We start from the raw sequence: 21,410 nt of genomic DNA on the forward strand, positions 1-21,410 counted from the left end.
CTACGGTCTGCTGGAGCGCGCGCCACACCTAGGAACCCCCCCCCACGTCCCCAGGAGCACGCATGCCAGCGCCCCGGATCGCTCGTCTCCTCGGAGCAGGTCTCGCCACCCTGCTCGCCGCGGCCGCCCTCGCGGCACCCGCCGCCACGGCCGCCCCGTCCGCCGCCGCCACCGGCCCGTCCGCAGCCGCGGCCGACACCTGCGCCCTCAAGCAGAAGCCCGCGGGCAAGGTGCTCCAGGGCTACTGGGAGAACTGGGACGGCGCGGCCAACGGCGTCCACCCGCCCTTCGGCTGGGCGCCCATCGACGACCCGCGCTTCGCCGCCCACGGCTACAACGTCATCAACGCCGCCTTCCCCGTGATCCGTTCCGACGGGACGGTGCTGTGGGAGGACGGCATGGACAGCACCGTCCGGGTCTCCACCCCGGCGCAGATGTGCAACGCCAAGGCGGCCGGAGCGACGCTCCTCATGTCCATCGGCGGCGCGGCCGCCGGGATCGACCTCAACTCCCGTGCCGTCGCGGACCGGTTCATCGCGACCGTCGTGCCCATCCTGAAGACGTACAACTTCGACGGGATCGACATCGACATCGAGACCGGACTGGTCGGCAGCGGCAGCATCGGCACCCTGTCCGCGTCGCAGGCCAACCTGGTGTACATCATCGACGGCGTCCTCGCCCGGATGCCCGCCGGGTTCGGACTGACGATGGCACCCGAGACCGCCTACGTCACCGGGGGCAGCGTCGCGTACGGCTCGATCTGGGGCGCGTACCTGCCCATCGTCAAGAAGTACGCCGACAACGGGCGCCTGTGGTGGCTCAACATGCAGTACTACAACGGCAGCATGTACGGCTGCTCGGGCGACTCCTACTCGGCCGGCACCGTCGCCGGGTTCGTCGCGCAGACCGACTGCCTGAACCGCGGCCTGGTGATCCAGGGCACCACCATCCGGGTGCCGTACGACAAGCAGGTCCCCGGCCTGCCCGCCCAGCCGGGCGCGGGCGGTGGCCACATGGCGCCGTCGCTCGTGAAGCAGGCGTGGAACCACTACGGCGGGGCGCTCAAGGGCCTCATGACCTGGTCGGCGAACTGGGACGGTTCCAAGGGCTGGACGTTCGGCGACAACGTGAAGGCCCTCCAGGGCCGCTAGGTCCTGTCGTCCAACTCCCGTCCCCGGGCGACGACGGGAGTCCGACGACAGGCCCCGGACCGGCGCCCGCCGTGCTCCGCACCGGTGATCCGGAACCCGGGATCACTGGTCCGGAGCACGGCAGTTGTGCTTTGCTGGCCGTATGACCCTGCTCGTGACGCGCCGACACGTGGACTACGTGCGCGTCACGACCACGTCCTGTTCCGGCTGACCCCGAGGCCCTCGTCCCGGCAGCCGGCCGTCGCCCGCGCGACCACCGAGCCCCCGTCACACCCCTGAGCGTCACCCCCGACCGCCCCTGCGGGCACGTCGGCACGGGCCGGCGCGAGAGGCCTCCCGGTGCAAGCCCCGTACGCGCTGCGCAGACGACATCAGGAGGATCCATGACCACGAGCAACGCCCCCGCCCCCACGACCGAGACCGGCGTCGACACCGAGGCGAAGGCCTTCACCGCCGAGTGGGAGGAGTGGCACCGCGACAAGGACGCCCGGCTCGCCGCCGAGCACGGCTTCCTCGCCATCACCGGCCTGCACTGGCTCACCGACGAGCCGCAGCGCGTCACCGACGCCCCCGGGCTCTGGTCGACCGGACCCGACAGCGTCACCGTCGAACTCGACGAGGGGACCGAACTCGTCGTCGACGGCACCGTCGTCCGCGGACGGTACGACTTCGGCGTCATCCCCGAGCGCGGCGGCGTCGACGCCGTCTGGGGCGACACCGTGATCGAGGTCGCCAAGCGCGGCGGCCACCACATCGTCCGGCCGAGGCGTCCCGGCCACCCGCTGCGGGTCGCGTTCGCCGGGACACCCGCGTACGCGCCCGACCCGCGCTGGGTCGTCACCGGCCGGTACGAGCCCTTCGACGAGCCGCGGCCGACCACCGTCGGCGCCTCCGTCGAAGGCCTGCGGCACGTCTACGACGCACCGGGCAGGATCACCTTCCACCTCGACGGCCGGGACCTCGGCCTGACCGCCTTCAACGGATACACCCCCGGCGGCTTCACGGTGCTCTTCACCGACGAGACCTCGGGCGTCACCACGTACGCGGCCAACCGCAGCCTGCGGATCGACGCGCCCGGCCCCGACGGCGCCGTCGTGCTCGACTTCAACCGGGCCACCAATCTCCCCTGCGCGTACACCGACTTCGCGACCTGCCCCCTGCCCCCGGCCGAGAACCGGCTGCCCGTCGCGGTCGAGGCCGGGGAGAGGATCCCGCACGAGCGCGGCCCGGTCACCCCGTGACCACGCGGCCCGCAGGCCGGCCCGCGCCTCGTCCAGCGGCAGCGGCAGGAGCGGCGCGGTCCCGCCCTCGGTGCTTCCAGCGGGGCACGGACCGCTCGCCGTCCTCGTCGACCGGGTGACGTCCACGCCATTGCCGCAGTTCGCGCCCCGGGGTCGGTGGTCGGCGGGGATACGGTCCGCTGCATGGAAGGTGACCAGGGCCTGGAACGCGATCGTGGTGCGGAAGACGTGCGGGACATGAAGGACGACACCGGCGTGCGAGGTGGACCCGGCGTGCAGGGTGACCCGGGTGGCAGCCGGGGCTGGCTGCGGTGTCTGCTCGCCGGAGCCGTGTTCGTCGTGTGCATGGCCGGCACCACGCTGCCGACCCCGCTCTATCCCCTCTACCAGGAGAAGTTCGGGTTCTCCGAGCTGACGGTGACCGTCGTCTACGCCGTGTACGCCTTCGGGGTCATCGGCGTACTCCTCCTGGCGGGCAACGCGTCGGACACCGTCGGCAGACGCCCCACCCTGTTCTGCGGCCTGCTGTTCGCGGCGGCGAGCGCCGGATGCTTCCTGCTCGCCGACTCCCTGGGCTGGCTGTACGCGGGCCGGCTGCTCTCCGGTCTGTCAGCCGGTCTCTTCACCGGCGCCGCCACGGCGTACGTCATGGAGCTCGCCCCGCGCGGCGGCGGCTCCCGGGCGACGTTCGTGGCCACGGCCGCCAACATGGGAGGGCTCGGCTGCGGGCCGCTGCTCGCCGGACTCCTCGCGGAGTACGCCCCCGAGCCGCTGGTCCTGCCGTTCGCGGTGCACCTCGGCCTGGTGGCGGTATCGGCCGGCGTCCTGCTGTGGCTCCCCGAGACCGTACGGGAACGGCGGGGACCGTTCGCCGTGCGACCGCGGCGGCCCGCGCTGCCGCCGCAGGTGCGGCCGGTGTTCGTGCCGGCGGCGATCGCCTCGTTCGCGGGGTTCGCGCTCTTCGGCGTGTTCACCTCGGTGAGTCCCGCGTTCCTCGCCCGGTACCTGCACGTCGACAACCACGCAGTGAGCGGCCTGGTCGTGGCCATCGCCTTCTTCGCCTCCACCGCCGGGCAACTGGCCGTCGACCGCGTCGGGGTGGCGCGCTCGCTGCCCCTGGGCTGTGCGGTGCTCTTCGGAGGACTCGTCCTCCTCGGGGCGGCGTTGTACACGGACCTGCTGGTGCTGATCGTCCTCTCCGCGGTGGTCAGCGGCGTGGGCCAGGGCCTCGCCTTCCGCGCGGCCCTGGCCTCCGTCGCCGCCGCGGCACCGCCGGACCGGCGCGCGGCGGTGATCTCGACGCTGTTCGTGGTCGCGTACACCGGTATCTCCATCCCGGTGGTCGGCGTGGGACTGCTCGCCGATCCACTCGGCCTGGAGGGGGCCGGGCTGGTGTTCATCGCCTGCATGCTGGTGCTCGTCGTCTCCGCCGCCGCGTATCTGATCAGACGGCCGCTGCCGACGAAGGGACCGTGACCGGCCCGCCCCGCCGACGTGAGCGGCGGGTGCCGGTACGACCGGCGGCCCGCCGCGACACGCGGGTCCGGCGGCGGCGAACACGTGGGTCAGACCGTGACGAAGACGTCCCCCGCCGTGTCGCGGAGGACGAACCCGTTGTCGAGCCGCACGCGGACCCGCACCGGGATCTCCGCCTCCTGGTAGGCGATCCACGCCGGTTCGAGCGCGGCGACCCGCTCCTCCAGCTGCCCCCTGCTCCCCGGCGGCATCTGGTGGCCGAAGTCGTCGAGGAGCGACTTGAGCCGGGCGTACTCGCGTACCTCCTCGCTCTCCCGACGGTCGTCGTCCACCTCTTCGACGGTGCCCTCGGTGCCCGCGGCCAGGGCGAGCAATCCGACGACGGTGCCCGGCTCCCCCGGGGATTCCCCGGCCAGGGCGACCTGACCCGTCAGGGTGAGTTCCACCGCCAGCTGTACGCGCCGGCCCACTTTCAGCGTCATCGGTCCTTCGTCTCTCCGCTCGGCCGGGCCACGACCGCGTACGTCCGCGGAACGGCCCGGGGGTGCCATTGTCCCGGGCCGTTCGGGTGCGGACGGACGTCGTCAGCCGTCCCGTCCCGGGGAGCTCGGCACCGGACGGCCGAAGGCCAGGTCGAAGAGCCGTCGCCAGTCCACGCGCGGGGCGGGGACGACGACGCCGGGGCGGTCGCGCGGCACCAGGACCCGCAGGGCGCCCGGACGCAGCGTGCAGACGACCGGCGTGGTCATGCGCAAGGCCTCACCGTCGACCGCGACGGGGATCTCGCCCGCGCCCGGGGAGCCGTTCCGGGCGGCACCCGCGTCGGGACCGTCCGCGCCGGAACCGTCCGTATCCGCGCCGTCAGCGTCCGATCCGTCCCCGGAACCGTCCGTCCCCGCCCCGTCCGTGTCCGAGCCGCTCGCGTCCGCCTCGCCCGTCACGGTCGAGGTCACCTCGACGCGGCGGGCGGTCGTGACGGTCAGCCCGGTGGACTGCGCACCGCGCACCGCGAGGTCCGCGGCCTCCGCGGCGCCCTCCACCCGGATGCCCAGCACGCCCAGCTCGCCGTCGTCGAGGCTGGGCCGACGGCCTCCGCCACTCAGCACGTCGGGCGAGGCGTACGCGTTGTTGCTGACCAGGAGAGCCTGCTGGGACGTCAGGGTCGTGCCGTCGATCCGTGCGTCGAGCCGTCGCACCCCTTCGCCGACCAGCAGGTCGGGCATGAGGGTGAGCGCCGTGCCCGCCTTGTCGTCACGGTATTCGGGGCGCTGCACGACATCGGCGTAGACCCCGAAGGACACGGTGTTGACGAAGGGACGGCCTCCGACGTCGCCGAGGTCGATCCGGAGCTCCTCCCCGTCCGTGAGCGCGTCGAGGCAGCGGGCCGGGTCGGAACGGTCGAGGCCGAGGTCCATCGCGAGGTGGTTGCGGGTCCCGGCCGAGATGACGAGGAACGGCAGATCGTGCTCGGCGGCGACCGCCGCCACCAGCGCCTGCGTGCCGTCGCCGCCCGCGACGCCGAGCAGGTCCGCGCCCTCGGCCACCGCCTCGCGGGCCAGCGCGGCCACATCGGCCGGGGCGTCGGGATCGAGCACGGTCACCCGGGCACCCAGGGCCTCCGCCCGGTCGACGAGACCGAAGCGGCCGACCTTCCCGTCCCCCGACTTCGGATTCATGATGAGGAACGCCCGCTGGGGCCGGCGGGCCGGGAACGACGGGGTCTTCCGCCGGGGCCGGGCCCGGTGCAGCGCGGTCCGCGCGCAGGCCAGGGAGACGGCCCAGCACAGGACCAGCACCAGCGCCGTGCGCCACAGCCCGTCGTGGGCGTAGAGGACCACGACGCCGGCCGGGGCGGCGACCGCGACGAGGGCCCCCAGCAGGCGGACCGCGCCGCGGTGCGCCAGGAACCACCACACGCCCGCGGCACAGACCACGAGCCCCAGCAGACCGGCCAGCACGACCACGAGGCCGCCGTCGCCGATCGTGAGCACCAGGACGACCAGGGAGCCGACCGCCGCGAGCACGGCGATCCGGGCCAGGAAGCGCGCCGCGGTTCCCGCACCGGATCCCGTCGTCCGCGTACCGCCCCTGCCGTCCTGGCTCATCCCGTGTCCCACCTCTCGGCCCGGTCCGTGCCCCCAGCGTTCACGTTCCGGGACGGGCGGGCATCCCTGCCGGGCCGTGCGGGTGAGACCCCGGCCGGCCTCAGGCGGCCGGGGGGCGCGGGGCGCGCCGCCGTTCGACGAGGAGGTACGCGAGGCCCGGCAGTGTCAGCAGGGCGCTGCCCCACAGGGGCAGGAGGAACAGCGTCTCCTCGCCGGCCAGCCTCCGCGTCAGGAGCATGACCGGAAGGCCGACGACCAGGGCCACGAGCCAGCCCTTGCCGAAGCCGAGGGTGCCGCGACGCAGTTCGAGGACCACGGTCGCGGTGCCGATGCTCACCCAGAAGGCCAGCCGCCCGGCGTCGATGTCCACGACCGTCGTCCGGTGGACGAGGTGCGACATCAGCAGCAGCCCGCCCACGACGAGCGGAACCAGCGCCGCCATCCTCGGCAGCCGCCGGTGCAGCGGCGTCCGGGCCCTGGCCCAGGACGCGGCGAAGGACCTGACGTTCCGGCCGACGACGTCCCGCGGAGTGCGTCCGGCCGCCGCGGCGTCCTCCAGGTGGGCCGTGAGTTCGGCGAGCATCTCGCGTACGGACGCGTCGTCGACGCCCCGGTACTCCCAGTTGCTGCGGCAGACCGCGAGGACGTGCTCGTTGGTCATGGTGTCGTTCCCCCGTGGGTCGTTCGAGCGAGGATCCGGTCGGCCTGGGCGGTGAACCCCTGCCAGACGGTCCGGCCGTGCTCCAGCTCGGCCCGGCCGGCCTCGGACAGCCGGTAGTACTTGCGCGGCGCCCCGCCGCTGGACGACGGCGCGCGGAACGGCTCGACGAGCCCGGCGCGCTCCATCCTGGCCAGCAGCGGATAGATGCTGCCCTCGCCGACGAGTTCGAGCCCGCTCTCCGTGAGGGCCTCGATGAACTCGTACCCGTACCGCGGTCGTTCGGCGATCAGTGAGAGCAGGCACAGGTCGAGCACCCCTCGCAGGAGCTGACTCCGCCGTTGGTCACCGGCTGTCGGCAGCTCCTTTGTCATGCGGCGCATGGTAGTCGGCCACTGCCTTGCGCCACAAGACAGTGACAGGACGTGCCGCCCTGATCGGCCAGGAGGGGAAGTCAGGTGCATGATGTGCACCAACAGCGGACGAGTTTCTGTCTGGAGGCCGAAAGAGTGAACGATGGCAACGGGAGACGGCGCCTTGCCCGCCGCGCCTCGGCCGGAAAGGGCGCCTCGGTCCTCCGCTCGGCCGGTGCCCGCGGACGGCTCGGCCGGAGCGACGGGGACGTCCCCCTCGACCGCGTCACCACTCGCGGCCGGCTCGCCTGGCTGAATTCCGCGGGTTCCAGGATCGGCACCACCCTCGACCTGGAGCGCACCGCTCAGGAACTGGCCGAGTTCACCGTGCCCACTCTGGCCGACGGCGCCGCCGTCGACATCCTGGAGAGCGTCCTGCGGGGCGAGGAGGGCTCACGCTGGACGGGTACGGGCGTCCCGCTCCTGCGCGCCACCGCGCTGAGCTTCGTCGACACGCTGGTCTCCCTGGAGCCCACCCCGGTCGGCGAGACCTTCGTCCAGACCGAGGAGACCCACGAGACGCTCCTCCACCGGTACTGCCTGCGGCAGGGCAGGCCCGTCCTCGTCAGCCGCATGCGCCACGAGGACTTTCTCAGGGTCGCGCCGACGGAGAGCGCCGCGGCGAAGATGCGCGCCGCGGGAGTCCACAGCTATCTGGCGGTGCCGCTGATCGCCCGCGGTCTGCTGCTCGGCAGCGCCGACTTCGTCCGCGGCCCCGGAACGCCCCCGTTCTCGGCCACGGACCTCGCCCTGGCCGAGCAGCTGGCCTCCCAGGCCGCCGTCTACATCGACAACGCCCGGCTGTACGGACGCGAGCGCCAGCACGTCGTCTCCCTGCAGCGCAGCCTGCTGCCCCGGGCGACCCCGGTGACGCCGGGGCTGCGCGTGCACGCCGAGTACACGCCCTCGACGGCCCACCACGGCGTGGGCGGCGACTGGTACGACGTGATGGCCCTGCCCGGCGGACGGACGGCCCTGATGGTGGGCGACGTCATGGGCCACGGACTGCCCGCCGCCGCCACCATGGGCCGGCTGCGCGCGGTGGCCCGCACCCTGATGACCCTCGACATGGCGCCGGAGCGGGTCCTCGCCCGGCTCGACCTCGCCACCCGTGACCTGGAGGACGAGCAGGTCGCCACCTTCCTCTGCGCCGTCCACGACCCGGCCGACTCCACCTACACCCTGGCCAGCGCCGGTCATCTGCCCCCGCTGCTGGTCGACGGCGACGGCTCGGCAGCCTTCGTGGACGTACCGATCGGCGCCCCGCTCGGCGCGGGAGTGATCCCGTACGACCCGATCCGCTTGCGGGTCCCGGTGGGCGGCCATCTGGTCATGTACACGGACGGCCTGGTGAAGTCCCGGCACGCGGACCTCGACCACCAGCTGGAGCGGCTGCGGTCGGCGGCCCGCCGCCTCACCCCCGAGGCACTCGAACGAGGGGGCCTCACGGACTGCGCCCCCACCGACTCCAGCCGCTTCGACGAGGCCGTGCTGCTCGTCGCGACGACCGCGTCGGGCACCCCGGACGAGCTGTGCGAGTGGCAGCTGCCGCAGGAGGGGCGGGCCGCGTCCGTCGCCCGCGGTCTGGTCACGGACCAGCTCGACGCATGGGATCTGGCGGAGCTCGCCGACGTCTGCGAACTCGTCGTCTCCGAGCTCGTGGGCAACGCCCTGCGGTACGGGAACGGCCCCGGACGGCTGCGGCTGCTGCGCGGCGAACGCCTGGTGGTGGAGGTCTCGGACACGGGGCCCGACCTGCCCCAGATCCAGCACGCGGACCTCAGCGACGAGGGCGGCCGGGGTCTCCAGCTCATCAACATGCTGTGCCGCCGCTGGGGCTCGTGCCGCACCGTCTCCGGCAAGGTGGTGTGGGCGGAGCAGAACCTGCCCGACTGAGGAACGGGGAAGTGCCCCTCTCCCACCGGGGGAGAGGGGCACTTCCGCGGACTAGAGCTCCTTCACCCGGATGTTGCGGTAGGAGATGACGTCCGTCGTGCCGTGGACCTGGAGCCCGATGTAGCCGGAGGCGTAGCGCCGGCCGTCCGTGCCCGGGTCGTCGCCGCGCGGAGGCTGGAAGAGCTGCCCGCCCGTGTTGTCGAACTCGTTGATCAGCTTGCCGTTGCGGAAGACCGAGTAGTGCTGGCCCTCCACCCGGATCTCGTAGTCGTTCCAGGTGCCCTTGGGCGTCACCCCGGCACCGGCGAGGCCGACGCGGTCGAAGCCGTAGAGCGAGCCCGTCTTGTACATGTCGCCGTCGGGCCGGTCCAGGACCTGGATCTCATGGCCGTACTTGATCGCGACCCACTCCGGACGGGACTCCTCGGGGTTGTCGTGGACGTAGGGGAAGCGGACGAAGACCCCGCCGTTGGCGTTGCCCGCGCCGGGGGCGTCGTCGCGCCACTGGAGCTTGAGCGAGAAGTCGCCGTACTGCCGTTGCGGGAACCACAGCATGCCCATGCCCGGCACCGTGGTGCTGCTGGTCATGGCGCCGTCCGCGCTCAGTCCGAACTTCCCGCCGCCGACGTGCTGCCACTTCGAGAAGCTCGCCGCGGTGCCGTCGAACAGGTCGCGGTACCCCTCGGTCCGGCCCGGCCTGCCGATGCCCGACTGCTTGGCCGCGCGGTAGATCTTCCCGTGCTCGCGGGTGTCGATGACACCGTCGGCGAGCAGCCGGTCGATCACCGTGTCCACGTGCTTGAGGAACAGCGCGTGCGAGGACCAGTCCTTCTCGTCCTCGATGAGTTCGTTGACCGTGCAGCGGCTGTTCGTCATCCGGTTCGGGACACCGGTGTCGACGGTCCCGACGATGACGGTCAGCCGCTCGTCGAACTCGGGACAGTTCGGCGCGGGCACCCCGCCGCCCTCGGCGACGGTGAAGGCCGTGCTCCGGGCCGCGGAGGTGTTGCCGGCCTTGTCCGTCGCCCGGTACAGCACCGTGTGACGGCCGACCCGGTCGACGATCACCGGGGTGGTGTACGCGAGGTACGGTCCGCCGTCGAGCGAGTACTCGATCCGCTCGACGCCCGAGTCCGCGTCGAACGCCGACAGCGTGACCGTGGCGCTGGTGATGTACGCGCCGTCGGAGTCGCGCACGCCCGCGACCGAGGCGGCGGCCTCGGGGGCGGTGGTGTCGGGGGCGGGCTGGGTGACGACCGTGAAGGCCGCCGACTTCACCGGGGCGGTGTTCCCCGCCTTGTCGGTGGCCCGGTAGCGGACCGTGTGCTCGCCCGCCTCATGCACCATCACCGGAGCGGTGTAGGTCTGCCAGGCGCCGTCGCCGAGCGCGTACTCGATGGTGTTGACGCCCGACCCGGTGTCGGACGCGGTCACCGTCACCGTGGCCATGTCGAGATAGCGGCCCTGGTCGTCCCGCTCGCCCGACACGGTCGCCGAGGTCTCGGGTGCCGTCGTGTCGTCGGTGGGCCGGGCGACGACCGAGAACGCGGCGGTCTTCTCGGCGGCCGTGTTGCCCGCCTTGTCGCCGGCCCGGTACCGGATCGTGTGCGCGCCGACCTGGTCGACGATCACCGGTACCGTGTACGGCTGCCACGGGCCGTCCGCGCCGACCGCGTACTCGACCTTGTCGACGCCCGAACCGGCGTCCGTCGCCCCGAGCGTGACGGTCGCCTGGCCGACGTAGGCGCCGTCGGCGTTGCGGTCGCCCTCGACCTTCGCGGTGGTCTCCGGCGCGGTGGTGTCCTCGCCGCCGCCCTCGGTGACCGTGAGGATGCCCTGCATCTGGCCGTGCCCGGGGATCGTGCACTTGAACAGGTACCGGCCCGGGGTCAGCGTCACCTCGGCCGTGTGCCGGCCGCCGTTCGCGTCGCTCGGGTTGGCCAGGATGTTGAGCGGGACGTCGTTGTTGTACTCCGGGTCGGAGACGTCGAACGTCAGGGTGTGCGGCATGCCGGTCGTGTTGCCGGTCGCCGCGCTGTTCTCGAAGACGATCGTCGTCGCCCCGGCCACCGCCGTGGTCGGGAACTCCAGATAGCGGTCGATCGGGTCGCCCGCCTTCCAGGTCAGCACCTGCGCCGCCGCGGTCCGGCGCCCGTCGTCGCCGCGTCGGGCGTCGTCCGCCCTGCCGTAGGCTGCCGCCGAGGTCAGGCCGACGACCATCGCCACGGCGGCCAGCAGGGCCGCCCAGAGGCTCGCGCCTCGGTGTCTCGTGATCACTGCGCCGCCCTCCGTGCCAGCTGGTCCGCGGCCGGGGTGGGCCCGCCGCCCTTGTAGGTGACGCGCCACAGCGCCGACTCGGCATGCGAGGTGAAGAAGCCGCGCCCGTAGTCGAGGACGTACAGCGAACCGTCCGGGGCGAACTTCCAGTCCATCAGGTTGCGGATGCCGCCCTGGCCGACCGGGATGATCTTCTTGAGGGACTCGGCGTGCACCGGGAGTCCGCCCTTGCCGACGGTCTTCGGATCGGTGAGCACGGCGTGCCGCGGCTGGTCCCCGTCGTAGAAGTCACCGACGAACCACTTGCCGTCCCAGTAAGACGGCCACTTGACCGCGGAGTCGCTCGCCGCGTCGTAGCGGTAGAGCGGACCGTTCATGGTCGCCTGCCCGCCGCCCTTGAGCCACGGCAGCAGCAGCTTCTGCTCCTCCTGCTTGTAGCTCGGGACGCCGGCGGCGTCCCTGGGGTAGTCCACGCCGCCGCCCTGCGGCGAGTACCAGATCGTGTTCCCCGTCACCGGCGGCAGGTTCACCAGGCCGTCGTTGTTGGGGGACTCGTTCTTCGGCGCGTCGCAGTCGTACCAGCCGAGCGGCTTGCTCGGGTCGGGCAGACCGCGGTCCCGGTAGGGCTGCTTGTTGCCCATGCAGTACGGCCAGCCGTGGTTGCCCGCCCTGGTGATCGCGGCGAAGGTGTCGTACTTCGCCGGGCCCCAGGTCGTCGACGGCGCGCCCGCGTCGGGGCCGACCCAGCCCGCGTAGAGGATGTCGGTCGTCCGGTCGACGGAGATGCGCGCGGGGTTGCGCACACCCATCACGTAGATCTCGCCGCGGGTCTTGCCGCCGCCCTCGTCGCTCTCCTCGCCGGTGAAGAGGTTGCCCGCCGGGAGGGTGTAGGTGCCGTCGGCCTCGGGGTGGATCCGCAGGATCTTGCCGTTGAGGTTGTTGGTGTTGCCCGCGGTGCGGCGCGCGTCCGCGAAGGAGACGCCCCGGAAGTTCGGTGCGGGGTTGTTGCCCGAGTAACCGCCGCTGGAGCCGGACGAGTTGGTGTCTCCGGTGGCGATGTACAGATTGCCCTTGGAGTCCCAGGCCATCCCGCCGCCCGCGTGGCAGCAGCTGTGGATCTGGACCGGCCAGCTCAGCAGCACCTTCTCGCTCGCCAGGTCGAGCCTGTTCGTCGCGAGATCGAGCGTGAAGCGGGAGACCCGCCGCTCGCCCGTGTGCTCGACACGGTCGATCCGGGAGTGCGGCGTGTAGTGGAGGTAGACCCAGCCGTTGGTCATGAAACCGGGGTCGAGCTCGATGCCCAGCAGTCCCTCCTCGTTCTTGATCAGCTCGTCGCCGCCGCCCTTGTTGCCGAAGACGGTGAGCGCCCCGGCCTTGGTGACCTGCCGGGTCTTCGGGTCGTAGACGTGGATCTCGCCGTTGCCCTTGCCGACGTCCGGGTCGTTCCAGTCGGTGACGACCGGGACGCTGGAGTCGGCGCCGCCGCGGCCGATGTACAGGACGCGGCCGTCCGGGGCGGCGACCAGGCCGTGGGGCTCGCCGATCTGGTCGTTCTGCCCGGGCTGGTTGGGCTTGGTGACGCGCTCGGCGGTGTAGTTGGCGTCGATGGTCGCCTTGCAGTCCGCCCGGGAGATCCGCGCGGTCCAGGCGATCGCGCCGCGCAGATGGTCGCGGAAGTCGGCCTCGGCGTAGCTGTCGACGGTGCCGCCCATGGCGGTGTAGAACGACCGGCCGCCGTCGTAGTCACGGCACCAGGACACCGGGTGGTCCCAGCCGTTGGGCTTGGCGGCGGGCTGGAACGAGGACTCCCGGAGCCGGGCCACGGTGTGGACGGTTCCGGACGGGTTGCGGTCCCAGTTGAACCACTTGTCGGGTCGCTTCCACTCCAGCGGCAGGGACTTCGTGGCCGGGTGCTGCCGGTCGCCGACCTCCACCACCGCGCGTTGCGTGCCGCTCGGGGCGCCGGTGGGGCGGGCGCCGATCAGGCCGGTGAACCAGCGGGAGTACGGCTCGGTGCGGGCGGCCTCGTGGACGCCGACGAAACCGCCGCCCGCCTCCATGTAGGCCTCGAGCCCCGCTTCCTGCTCGGGGTCGAGCACATCGCCGCCCCCGGTGAGGAAGACCACCGCGTTGAACGTGCCGAGCCGCTTGGCGTTGGTGAACACGGCCGGGTCGTCGGTGGCCTCCGTACGGAAGCGGCCGGCGGCCGGGCCGGTGAGGCCGATGCTCTCGACGGCGGCGATGCCCGCGTCGACCGTCGGCGACTCGGCCGTCGCCGAGCCGTGGAAGACGAGCACCCGTACGTTCGCGCCGCCCGGCGGTGACGGCAGGGATAACGTTGTCGCCGCCCTGGCCGACGGCGGGTCCGGATCCGGCTCGGCGGCGGCCGGCGGGCCGCCGAGCAGGGAGACGGCCAGGGCGCCCGCCCCAAGTGCCGCCACTGCCATACCTGTTCTCGATCTCGACCGGTGATGTGGTGTGCGCTTCATGGGTCACCCATCCCTCTGAGGTCACAACGACAGCCGTTGAAGCTAGACCTCTTTGCACGGTTCGCCAAGGGCTATGGCTGCAACCGGACGAACTTTGTCCTGGGTGTGGATAAACCACTGCCGTCCCGCTACGGTGTGGGCCGTCCCCAGGGGCCCCCGTTGGCCCCGCCCCCCGTCAATCTCCTCTGAAGACCGGAGAGTTCGACATGGACAGACGCAGCTTCAACCGTCGCCTGCTCGCGGGCGGGGCCGTCGCCGCCACCGGCGTGACATCGTTGTCTCTCGCCTCCGCCTCCAGTGCCACATCCGACACGGCCGCCGCGGCGGCCCCGCTGAGGACTGCCCCGGCCGGAGGTCAGATACGCCGTCTCAAGCTGTACGCGGAGAAGTCGGCCGACGGGCGTATGGGATACGGCCTGGAGAAGGGCAAGGCCACCGTGCCCGGCCCCCTCATCGAACTCAACGAGGGCGACACCCTCCACATCGAGTTCGAGAACCTGATGGACGTTCCGGTGAGCCTCCACCCGCACGGCGTGGACTACGACATCGACAACGACGGTACGCGGATGAGCGGGAGCCATGTCGAAGCGGGCGCCACCCGCACGTACACCTGGCGCACCCACGCCCCCGGCCGCCGCCCCGACGGCACCTGGCGGCCGGGCAGCGCCGGGTACTGGCACTACCACGACCACGTCGTGGGCACGGACCACGGGACCGGCGGCATCCGCAAGGGCCTCTACGGCGGTCTGGTGGTGCGCCGCAAGGGCGACATCCTGCCGGACAAGCAGTTCACCATCGTCTTCAACGACATGACGATCAACAACCGGCCGGCCGCGGACCCGCCGGACTTCCTCGCCACCGTGGGCGACCGGGTGGAGATCATCATGATCACGCACGGCGAGTACTACCACACGTTCCATATGCACGGTCATCGCTGGGCCGACAATCGCACCGGCCTCCTCGCCGGCCCCGAGGACGTGAGCCGGGTCATCGACAACAAGATCACCGGACCCGCGGACTCGTTCGGGTTCCAGGTCATCGCGGGCGAGCACGTCGGGGCCGGGGCCTGGATGTACCACTGTCACGTCCAGAGCCACTCCGACATGGGCATGGCCGGTCTCTTCCTGGTGGCCAAGCCGGACGGCACCGTACCGGGCCACGGGGACCACGGAGCCCACGGCGCGGCGACGGCGAAGGACGGGCCGGCGAGGGCGGCGCCGGCGAACGGAGCGCCGGCGAAGGAGGCGCCGGCCGCGCAGCCCTCCGGCGGGACCCACCACCACTGAACGCCGCGCGGGCACGGCCGGGCCCGGCCGGGGCCGGCCGTGCCCGCGCGGCGGGGCGTACGGGCCGGCGTGACCCACATCACTTTCACCGCCGGCGCCTTTTCGTTATCGGCGCTCCGCTCCAGGCTCTCCCCTGCGCAAGCATCTCCAACGAACGGGACGGTCGGCGTGCGGCAGAGCACAGGAATCGAGCGGGACACGGAGCTGGTCCTCGCGGCGCGGAACGGTGACCCGTGGGCGAGGGACCAGCTGATCACCGCCCACCTGCCCCTCATCCACACCACCGTGGCACTCGCCATGCACGGCCGCCACGGTGCCGAACACGTCGAGCACGTCGTGCGGGAGACGATGCTCCGCGCCCTGGACGGGCTCTCCACCCTGACCGACCCCGGGGTCTTCCGGCCCTGGCTGGTCGCCATCGCCGTGGACGGGATCCGGCGGCACCGGCACCAGCAGCCCGCCGGGTACGGCGACAGCGCGGCCGCCGGACAGCTCCACGCGACGGGGGAGGCGTACGAGATCACCGAGGCGGCCCGCTGGCTGGACCCGGACGACGGCGAACAGCTGGCCCTGTGGTGGCTGGAGTGCGCGGGCGAACTGACCCGCTACGAGACGGCGGCCGCCCTGCGCTGGCCCGCCGAGGAGGCACCGGCCCGGATCGAGGCCGTCCGGGCCCGGCTCGACGCCGCGCGTGTCGTCGCCGGCGCGGTGGCGGCGAACCCGGCCTGCCCCTTCCTGGCCCGGGAGGCGGCGGACTGGGACGGCCGGCCCTCCGCCCCCTGGCGTGACCACCTGGCCCACCACACGCTCGGCTGCGGGCACTGCGCCCCGCGCTGGCACGCGCTGGTCCCGGCGGAACTCCTGCTGGCAGCCGCCTCTCCCGTCCTGGCGGCACGCACGGACGAGGCACCGTGGGGGCCGACGACGCCGGCCTCCGCGTTCGCCGCCGCCCCCGGCCCGTACACGGCCACCGGCGGTGACCCGTACCGCACGTCCGAAGGCGCCGACCCGTACGACACGGCCCGGCTCGGCGAGCACGAGCCCGACCACGCGGCGGATCTGACGGAGCCGTACCTGCTGGCCGGCACCGCGGGACACACCCGGCCCCGCGTACCCCGGTCCGCACCCGCCTCCGCGGCCTCCCAGGCGCCAGGCAGGAACGGCACGCGCGCGGCCCTCCGGCGCCGTCGCCAGACGCAGGAGCGGAGCCGGCGCCGCGCCGTCATCGCCGCCGGTGTGGTGGTCATGGCGGTCACGGGTGGGGCGTTCTCACTGTCGGGGGGCCGCGGCGGGGACGACGAGATCCTCGAGGCGAACCGTGTGACGGCCCCGGAGCTGGACCTGCCCCTCGACCAGGACCCGTCCACCCACTCCGGGTCCCCCTCCGCGGCGGCGACGACCCCCTCCACCTCCCCGTCCGCCTCCAGGTCCGCCTCCGCACACCCCACCGCCTCGGCCACGCCCGGCGCGCGGCCCACCACCGCCTCGCCCCGCCCGGTCCGCACGGCCAAGCCCGCCCCGGTGAAGACGACCCCGCCACGCACCCAGGCTCCGACCCCGGACGCGACCAGGCCCGGCTCGGGTGACGAGGCCGGGAACGGGACGGGCACGGGCCCGCAGAACGACCAGGGGCAGGGCTCGGAGGCCGACCAGGTCATCGCCCTGGTCAACGCGGAGCGCGCCAAGGCGGGATGCGGCCCGCTGAGCGCGAACGCGACCCTGACCAGGGCGGCGCAGGGCCACTCCGACGACATGGCGGCCCGCGACTTCTTCGACCACACCAACCCCGACGGCGCGGGACCGGGGGAGCGGGTGACGGCCGCCGGGTACCCGTGGTCGACGTACGGCGAGAACATCGCCATGGGCCAGAGCAGCCCCGCGCAGGTCATGGAGTCGTGGATGAACAGCCCGGGCCACCGGGCGAACATCCTCAACTGCGACTTCAAGGAGATAGGGATCGGCATCCATTCCCAGGGCGGCCCGTACTGGACCCAGGTCTTCGGCGCCCGCTGACGGGAACGGGGCGGCTCGCGCCGGCGCGAGCCGCCCCGCTCCTCGGGCGGTCAGGCCGCCGAGGTCCGAACGGTCGCCGCGACGTGCGGACGGTCTCGCACCGTTCACGCGGCGTCCGGCAAGCCGCGACGGACCGACCGGAAGGCGCCCGTACCGTAGGTCCTTGGGCGGCCGAGCGCCGCCCCGAGGAATCGACGACCAGGAGCCCCGCACCGTGATCGCCCGCGAACCCCGTCCCCTCCGCAGCGTGCGCCGGCGCCGCCGCCGGCTGTCGGCCCTGGCCTGCCTCCTCGCCGCCGGGGCGGCCGCATGCACCTCGTCCGGTGACCAGGGGGACGGCGACTCCGCGCCCACCTCCCGGCCGCCCGCCGCCGCCCGGCCGGTCGTCCCGCCCGAGCCCCACGTCGGATTCGACTACCAGATCGGCGGACCCTACGCCCCGCCGCCCGGGGTGCGCGCCGTCTCGCGCGACCGTACGGCGGAGCCGGCGAAGGGGCTGTACAACATCTGCTACGTCAACGCCTTCCAGGCCCAGCCGGACGCCACCGACTGGTGGGAGGAGCACCACCCCGACCTCCTCCTGCGCGACGCCGGGGGAGAACCGGTCGTCGACGAGGACTGGGACGAGGCCCTCTTCGACGTCTCCACACCGGCCAAGCGGGAGCGCCTCGCCGAGATCGTCGGCGAGTGGATCGGCGGCTGCGCCGACGCGGGCTACCAGGCCGTCGAGGCGGACAACCTCGACTCGTACGAACGGTCCCGGGGCCTCCTCACCCCCGAACACGACCTCGCCTTCGCCGGGCTGCTCGTCGCCCGCGCCCACGCCGCCGGACTCGCGATCGGGCAGAAGAACGCCCCCGATCTCGCACAGCGGGGCCGGAGGCTCGGCTTCGACTTCGCGGTCGCCGAGGAGTGCGGCCAGTACGACGAGTGCGGCCCCTACGCGACCGCCTTCGACGACCGGGTGCTCGTCATCGAGTACGAGCGGACGGGCCTGGCCCGCGCCTGCGCGCGCTGGGGCGGCAGGCTCTCGGTCGTCCTGCGCGACACGGACGTCCGCCCCGCGGGGAAGGCCGGGTACGTCCGCGCGACCTGCTGACGGACGGCTCCGCGCGACCTCCCGACGGACGGCTCCGCGCGACCTCCCGACGGGGGCGGCCGGGGCACCGCCGCGAGCCGCCCCCGACCGGTCAGGGGCGAAGCGCGGTCGGTACGTAGTACGGACGGTTGTGCGCGGCCACGGGAGGGGACTGGTACGACCAGGCACCGGCCGCCGCCGTCGCGTCGCCGACGAGGGCCAGGACGTCGCGCCCGAGGTCGCTCTCCGGGGCGTGCACCGCCAGCCGGGCGCGCCCCGCGTGCGCGGGCGCGGCCAGGTCGTACCAGCGGTACGGCTGATAGACGTTCATCGGGCCGGCGAGCAGGCGTCCCTCCAGATCGGTGCCGTAGCCGGTGACCGGGGCGGAGTTGGCGACGGCGGGGACGAGTCCGTCGAGTTCCGCCGTGAGGCCGACCAGCGGACCCAGGTCCTGCTCCAGGGTGCCGTCCGCGCCGATCGCCGCCGCCGCGCACCGTACGCTCCAGGTCTCGCCCGCGGGCCCGTTGAGCGACGGCAGGTCGACCTCGAACCGGCCCGGGTACTTCGGTTCGGCGTAGAGCTCGCGTCCGGCCCTGATCGCGAACGGGTTGTCGCAGACGACATGGACGCGCGCGATGCCGAGCAGCTTCGTCTGGTCCCAGCCCTGCGCGTACTGGGCGTAGCTCAGCCGCGGCAGCCGCCCCTCCGTGCCGCTCGGGAAGGCGACCACGTTGAACTCGATCTCCTGGGTGACGCCGCCACCGAACGCGTACTGCGCGAAGTACAGCTGGTAGTCGACCGAGACGAGGGCGCGCCCGTCCTCGAACGAGGCCGCGGTCAGATCCGGGTGGTGCTTCGCGAGCAGCTCCCGTACCGGCCCGGGCGCGACCAGCCAGTCCACGCCGATCTGGTGCAACGCCCCGTAGTGGAAGGGGAGCCGGAAGGGCTCGGACACCGGCGGCAGGGGCAGCGGGGACGGCGGGTTCGACGGTGCGGTCATTCCGGGACTCCTCGGATCGGTGAGGTCTCACTGTCGGTGCGGGAGGTCGGGGGCGTGGCGAGGGACACCGGGCGGTCGCGGGACGCCAGGTCCGCCTCGACGCGCTCCGCGCTGCGCAGGGCGAGCGCGGCCATGGTCAGCGTCGGGTTGGAGGTGGCCACCGAGGGCATGCTGCCGCAGCCGACCGCGTACAGGCCGGGGTGGTCCCAGCAGGCCTGCCAGGAGTCGACCACCGAGGTGGCGGGGGAGTCGCCCATGACGTGGGTGCCGGCGGCGTGGCCCGCCCCGCGATAGCCGTACACGCGGCCGTCGTGCTCGAAGCGGCCGGGCCAGGCCGCCGCCGGGGTGTAGTCGGTGTGCTCCTCGGCTCCCAGGAGCTCGAAGAGCTGGTCCGACACCGCCCCGGCCGCCGCCATCCCCGCCTTCACGTGCGCGTCGAGGTCGTAGGTGACGAGCGGGCGGGGCAGTCCCAGCGGATCACGCTCGGACGGGTGGAGCGTGACCCGGTTCGCGGGGTCGGCGCTCTGCTCCATCTCGAACTGGAGGGTGAACTGACGGCGGATCCGGTCGCCGACCGCCTTCCTCAGGTCGGCCCCGAAGAGGCCGCGTCCGTGGAGGAAGTGCCGCACGTCGGTGTCGACGGGCCCCTTGGCCCAGACCCAGCCCCAGGTCCCGAACTCCACACGGAACGGCGCCCGGAGCCGGCGCGCCGGGCCCGCCCGGAAGCCCTCGAAGCCGGAGACCGAGCCGGGACCCCGGTACGGCCCGGCGTCCTCGGGCAGCAGGCCCCAGGTCAGCAGGACGGGATGGTCCATCAGGTTCCGGCCGAGCTGGCCGCTGCGTTCGGCGAGCCCGGAGAGGAGCAGCAGCCGGGCGTTCTCCACCGCGTGCGCGGCGAGCACCACGACATCGGCGTGCGCGACGGAGACCCTCCCGTCCGCCGCGTGGTACTCGACGCCCGTGGCCCGCCCGCCCCCGTCGACGAGGACGCGGCTCACCACGGACCGGTCCCGGAGGGTGACGCCGTCGCTCCAGCGGCCCTGGGTCTTGAGGGGTGTGTACTTCGCGTACGAGGGGCAGTGCGGGATGCAGCTCGCACTGCCCACGCAGCGGCTCTCCGGGTCCGGCCGTCCGTGGCGGCCGCGCGGGACGTACCCGCGACCGGCGTCGTACCGGGGGTCCGGGACGCCGTTGCGCGCGTGTGGGGTGCCGACCACCCGCAGCTCGACCTCGCGCCGGGCCACCGGATCCCGCACGCGCCGCCCGTCGAGGCGGGCGGCGAGGACGCGGTCCAGACGGGCGGCCGGCAGCGGCCGCATGGGGAAGACATAGCCGTCGGGGAGCGGCAGCCCGAGCTGCTCGCGCTGCTCGTCGGCGTCGCCGGCCACCCCCAGCTCCTCCTCGGCCGCCCGGTAGTCGGGCTCCAGGTCCGCGTAGCCGAGCGGCCACCGCCGCCCGTACCCGAAGGCCTCGGTGTCGAAGTCCTCCGGGAGCATGCGCGGCGCGAGTCCGGTCCAGACGTTGCCGGTGCCGCCGTTGGCGCGGACGTAACCGCTGGCGTAGGGCAGCGGGCCGTCCTGCGGGAGGTGCCCGGCCGTCCGGTAGCCGGGGGTCCCGTCGGCGCCGACGAGGTCCGTCACCCCGGGCGAGGGCGCTTCCGTACGGGGCCCGAGGGGCGAACCGGGAACCATGCCGGAGGCCGCGAGATACGTGGTGAGGGGATCGCGGGCGGACCCGCCTCCAGGATCCGCTGCGCCCGCCTCCAGGACCAGCACCCGGCGCCCGTACCGTCCGAGCCGGTGGGCGACGAGCGAGCCCGCGACCCCGGCACCGACCACGATCACGTCGTAGCGCGTCACGGCCCGCTCCCCTCGATCGTGCCGAGGCCTTCGTGGCGGCCGGGAGCCTCGGCCCAACTCCCGTATCCACCAGGCTCCGTGGCGGGGGCCCGGAGCCCGGCCGCCTTCCACACCAGGCCCTCGGCGTAGGCGCGCGGGGAGACCAGGAAGGGCGGTGGTCCCGGCCAACTGCCCGTGTACCAGAGGTGGGTGACCGCCTCCGCCGCACTCCGCAGCTCCGGGTCCCCGGCGTCGTCGGGTTCCTCCGGCAGTTCGCGCAGCAACCGCGCGTACCGCCGCGCGCCGAGCTGCTCCGCGGCGACCGCACGGTACGCCTCGGCCATCCCGGTGGCGTCCAGCTCCGCTCCGTCGAAACCGGTCAGCCGTGCCGACAGGGAGGTGAAGCGCTGTGACTCGTCTGTGAGGGGCACGCGGGCATGGGTGCCCATCGTCTCCCGAGCCATGCGCCGCGCCCCGGGAAGGGCTTGA

The 21,410-nt window shown here is 73.3% G+C and carries 16 protein-coding genes; 7 read left to right on the forward strand and 9 right to left on the reverse strand.

Annotated elements, in window-relative coordinates:
- Window positions 1–62 precede the first annotated feature (62 nt).
- From OG392_RS34135 to OG392_RS34145, 3 genes are all read left to right on the forward strand, one after another.
- Window positions 63–1,151, forward strand: coding sequence for a chitinase (locus tag OG392_RS34135; protein WP_329285968.1), 1,089 nt, complete (start codon window positions 63–65; stop codon window positions 1,149–1,151).
- Between the two features lie 383 nt (window positions 1,152–1,534).
- Window positions 1,535–2,392 (forward strand): DUF1684 domain-containing protein, encoded by an 858-nt coding sequence (locus OG392_RS34140; RefSeq protein WP_329285970.1) that lies wholly within the window; start codon window positions 1,535–1,537, stop codon window positions 2,390–2,392.
- Between the two features lie 237 nt (window positions 2,393–2,629).
- The gene (locus OG392_RS34145; protein WP_329287622.1) at window positions 2,630–3,868 is read left to right on the forward strand and encodes an MFS transporter; all 1,239 of its coding nucleotides are present in this window, start codon (window positions 2,630–2,632) and stop codon (window positions 3,866–3,868) included.
- Between the two features lie 89 nt (window positions 3,869–3,957).
- Here OG392_RS34145 and OG392_RS34150 read toward each other — a convergent pair whose 3' ends face one another.
- The 4 genes from OG392_RS34150 to OG392_RS34165 form a co-directional block, all read right to left on the reverse strand.
- Window positions 3,958–4,350 (reverse strand): hypothetical protein, encoded by a 393-nt coding sequence (locus OG392_RS34150; RefSeq protein ID WP_329285972.1) that lies wholly within the window; start codon window positions 4,348–4,350, stop codon window positions 3,958–3,960.
- Window positions 4,351–4,452: 102 nt separating this feature from the next.
- Entirely contained in the window at window positions 4,453–5,973 is a 1,521-nt protein-coding gene (locus OG392_RS34155) for a diacylglycerol/lipid kinase family protein (protein WP_329285974.1), read from the reverse strand.
- Window positions 5,974–6,073: 100 nt separating this feature from the next.
- Complete coding sequence (locus OG392_RS34160) at window positions 6,074–6,634, reverse strand: hypothetical protein (protein ID WP_329285975.1); 561 nt, start codon at window positions 6,632–6,634, stop codon at window positions 6,074–6,076.
- Complete coding sequence (locus OG392_RS34165) at window positions 6,631–7,005, reverse strand: PadR family transcriptional regulator (RefSeq protein WP_329285977.1); 375 nt, start codon at window positions 7,003–7,005, stop codon at window positions 6,631–6,633. The genes OG392_RS34160 and OG392_RS34165 overlap by 4 nt, the downstream gene beginning before the upstream one ends.
- A 135-nt stretch (window positions 7,006–7,140) precedes the next feature.
- On the opposite strand from OG392_RS34165, the gene OG392_RS34170 reads away from it, so the two are divergent.
- Window positions 7,141–8,940: an ATP-binding SpoIIE family protein phosphatase gene (locus tag OG392_RS34170; protein ID WP_329285979.1), complete on the forward strand. Its 1,800-nt coding sequence runs from the start codon at window positions 7,141–7,143 to the stop codon at window positions 8,938–8,940.
- A 51-nt stretch (window positions 8,941–8,991) separates the two neighbouring features.
- Here OG392_RS34170 and OG392_RS34175 read toward each other — a convergent pair whose 3' ends face one another.
- Together OG392_RS34175 and OG392_RS34180 are read right to left on the reverse strand one after the other, a co-directional pair.
- On the reverse strand, window positions 8,992–11,160 hold the full coding sequence (locus OG392_RS34175; RefSeq protein WP_329287624.1) for an OmpL47-type beta-barrel domain-containing protein: 2,169 nt from the start codon (window positions 11,158–11,160) through the stop codon (window positions 8,992–8,994).
- Window positions 11,161–11,213: 53 nt separating this feature from the next.
- On the reverse strand, window positions 11,214–13,706 hold the full coding sequence (locus tag OG392_RS34180; protein WP_329285981.1) for a ThuA domain-containing protein: 2,493 nt from the start codon (window positions 13,704–13,706) through the stop codon (window positions 11,214–11,216).
- 206 nt (window positions 13,707–13,912) lie between these two features.
- Between OG392_RS34180 and OG392_RS34185 the strand changes: the two genes are divergently transcribed.
- The 3 genes from OG392_RS34185 to OG392_RS34195 all read left to right on the forward strand — a co-directional run bounded on the left by OG392_RS34185 (window position 13,913) and on the right by OG392_RS34195 (window position 18,104).
- Window positions 13,913–14,992, forward strand: coding sequence for a multicopper oxidase domain-containing protein (locus tag OG392_RS34185; protein WP_329285982.1), 1,080 nt, complete (start codon window positions 13,913–13,915; stop codon window positions 14,990–14,992).
- Between the two features lie 168 nt (window positions 14,993–15,160).
- The gene (locus OG392_RS34190) at window positions 15,161–17,005 is read left to right on the forward strand and encodes a CAP domain-containing protein (protein WP_329285983.1); all 1,845 of its coding nucleotides are present in this window, start codon (window positions 15,161–15,163) and stop codon (window positions 17,003–17,005) included.
- A 217-nt stretch (window positions 17,006–17,222) separates the two neighbouring features.
- Window positions 17,223–18,104, forward strand: coding sequence for an endo alpha-1,4 polygalactosaminidase (locus OG392_RS34195; RefSeq protein WP_443055112.1), 882 nt, complete (start codon window positions 17,223–17,225; stop codon window positions 18,102–18,104).
- Between the two features lie 91 nt (window positions 18,105–18,195).
- Here OG392_RS34195 and OG392_RS34200 read toward each other — a convergent pair whose 3' ends face one another.
- The 3 genes from OG392_RS34200 to OG392_RS34210 are packed head-to-tail and all read right to left on the reverse strand — an operon-like array spanning window position 18,196 to window position 21,352.
- Window positions 18,196–19,083, reverse strand: a complete 888-nt coding sequence (locus OG392_RS34200) for a hypothetical protein (RefSeq protein WP_329285984.1) — start codon at window positions 19,081–19,083, stop codon at window positions 18,196–18,198.
- On the reverse strand, window positions 19,080–20,942 hold the full coding sequence (locus tag OG392_RS34205) for a GMC family oxidoreductase (RefSeq protein ID WP_329285985.1): 1,863 nt from the start codon (window positions 20,940–20,942) through the stop codon (window positions 19,080–19,082). Before OG392_RS34205 ends, OG392_RS34200 begins: the two co-directional genes overlap by 4 nt.
- Complete coding sequence (locus tag OG392_RS34210) at window positions 20,939–21,352, reverse strand: hypothetical protein (protein ID WP_329285987.1); 414 nt, start codon at window positions 21,350–21,352, stop codon at window positions 20,939–20,941. Before OG392_RS34210 ends, OG392_RS34205 begins: the two co-directional genes overlap by 4 nt.
- Between the last annotated feature and the right edge of the window lie 58 nt (window positions 21,353–21,410).

The organism is Streptomyces sp. NBC_00691 (assembly GCF_036226665.1).
Lineage (GTDB): Bacteria > Actinomycetota > Actinomycetes > Streptomycetales > Streptomycetaceae > Streptomyces.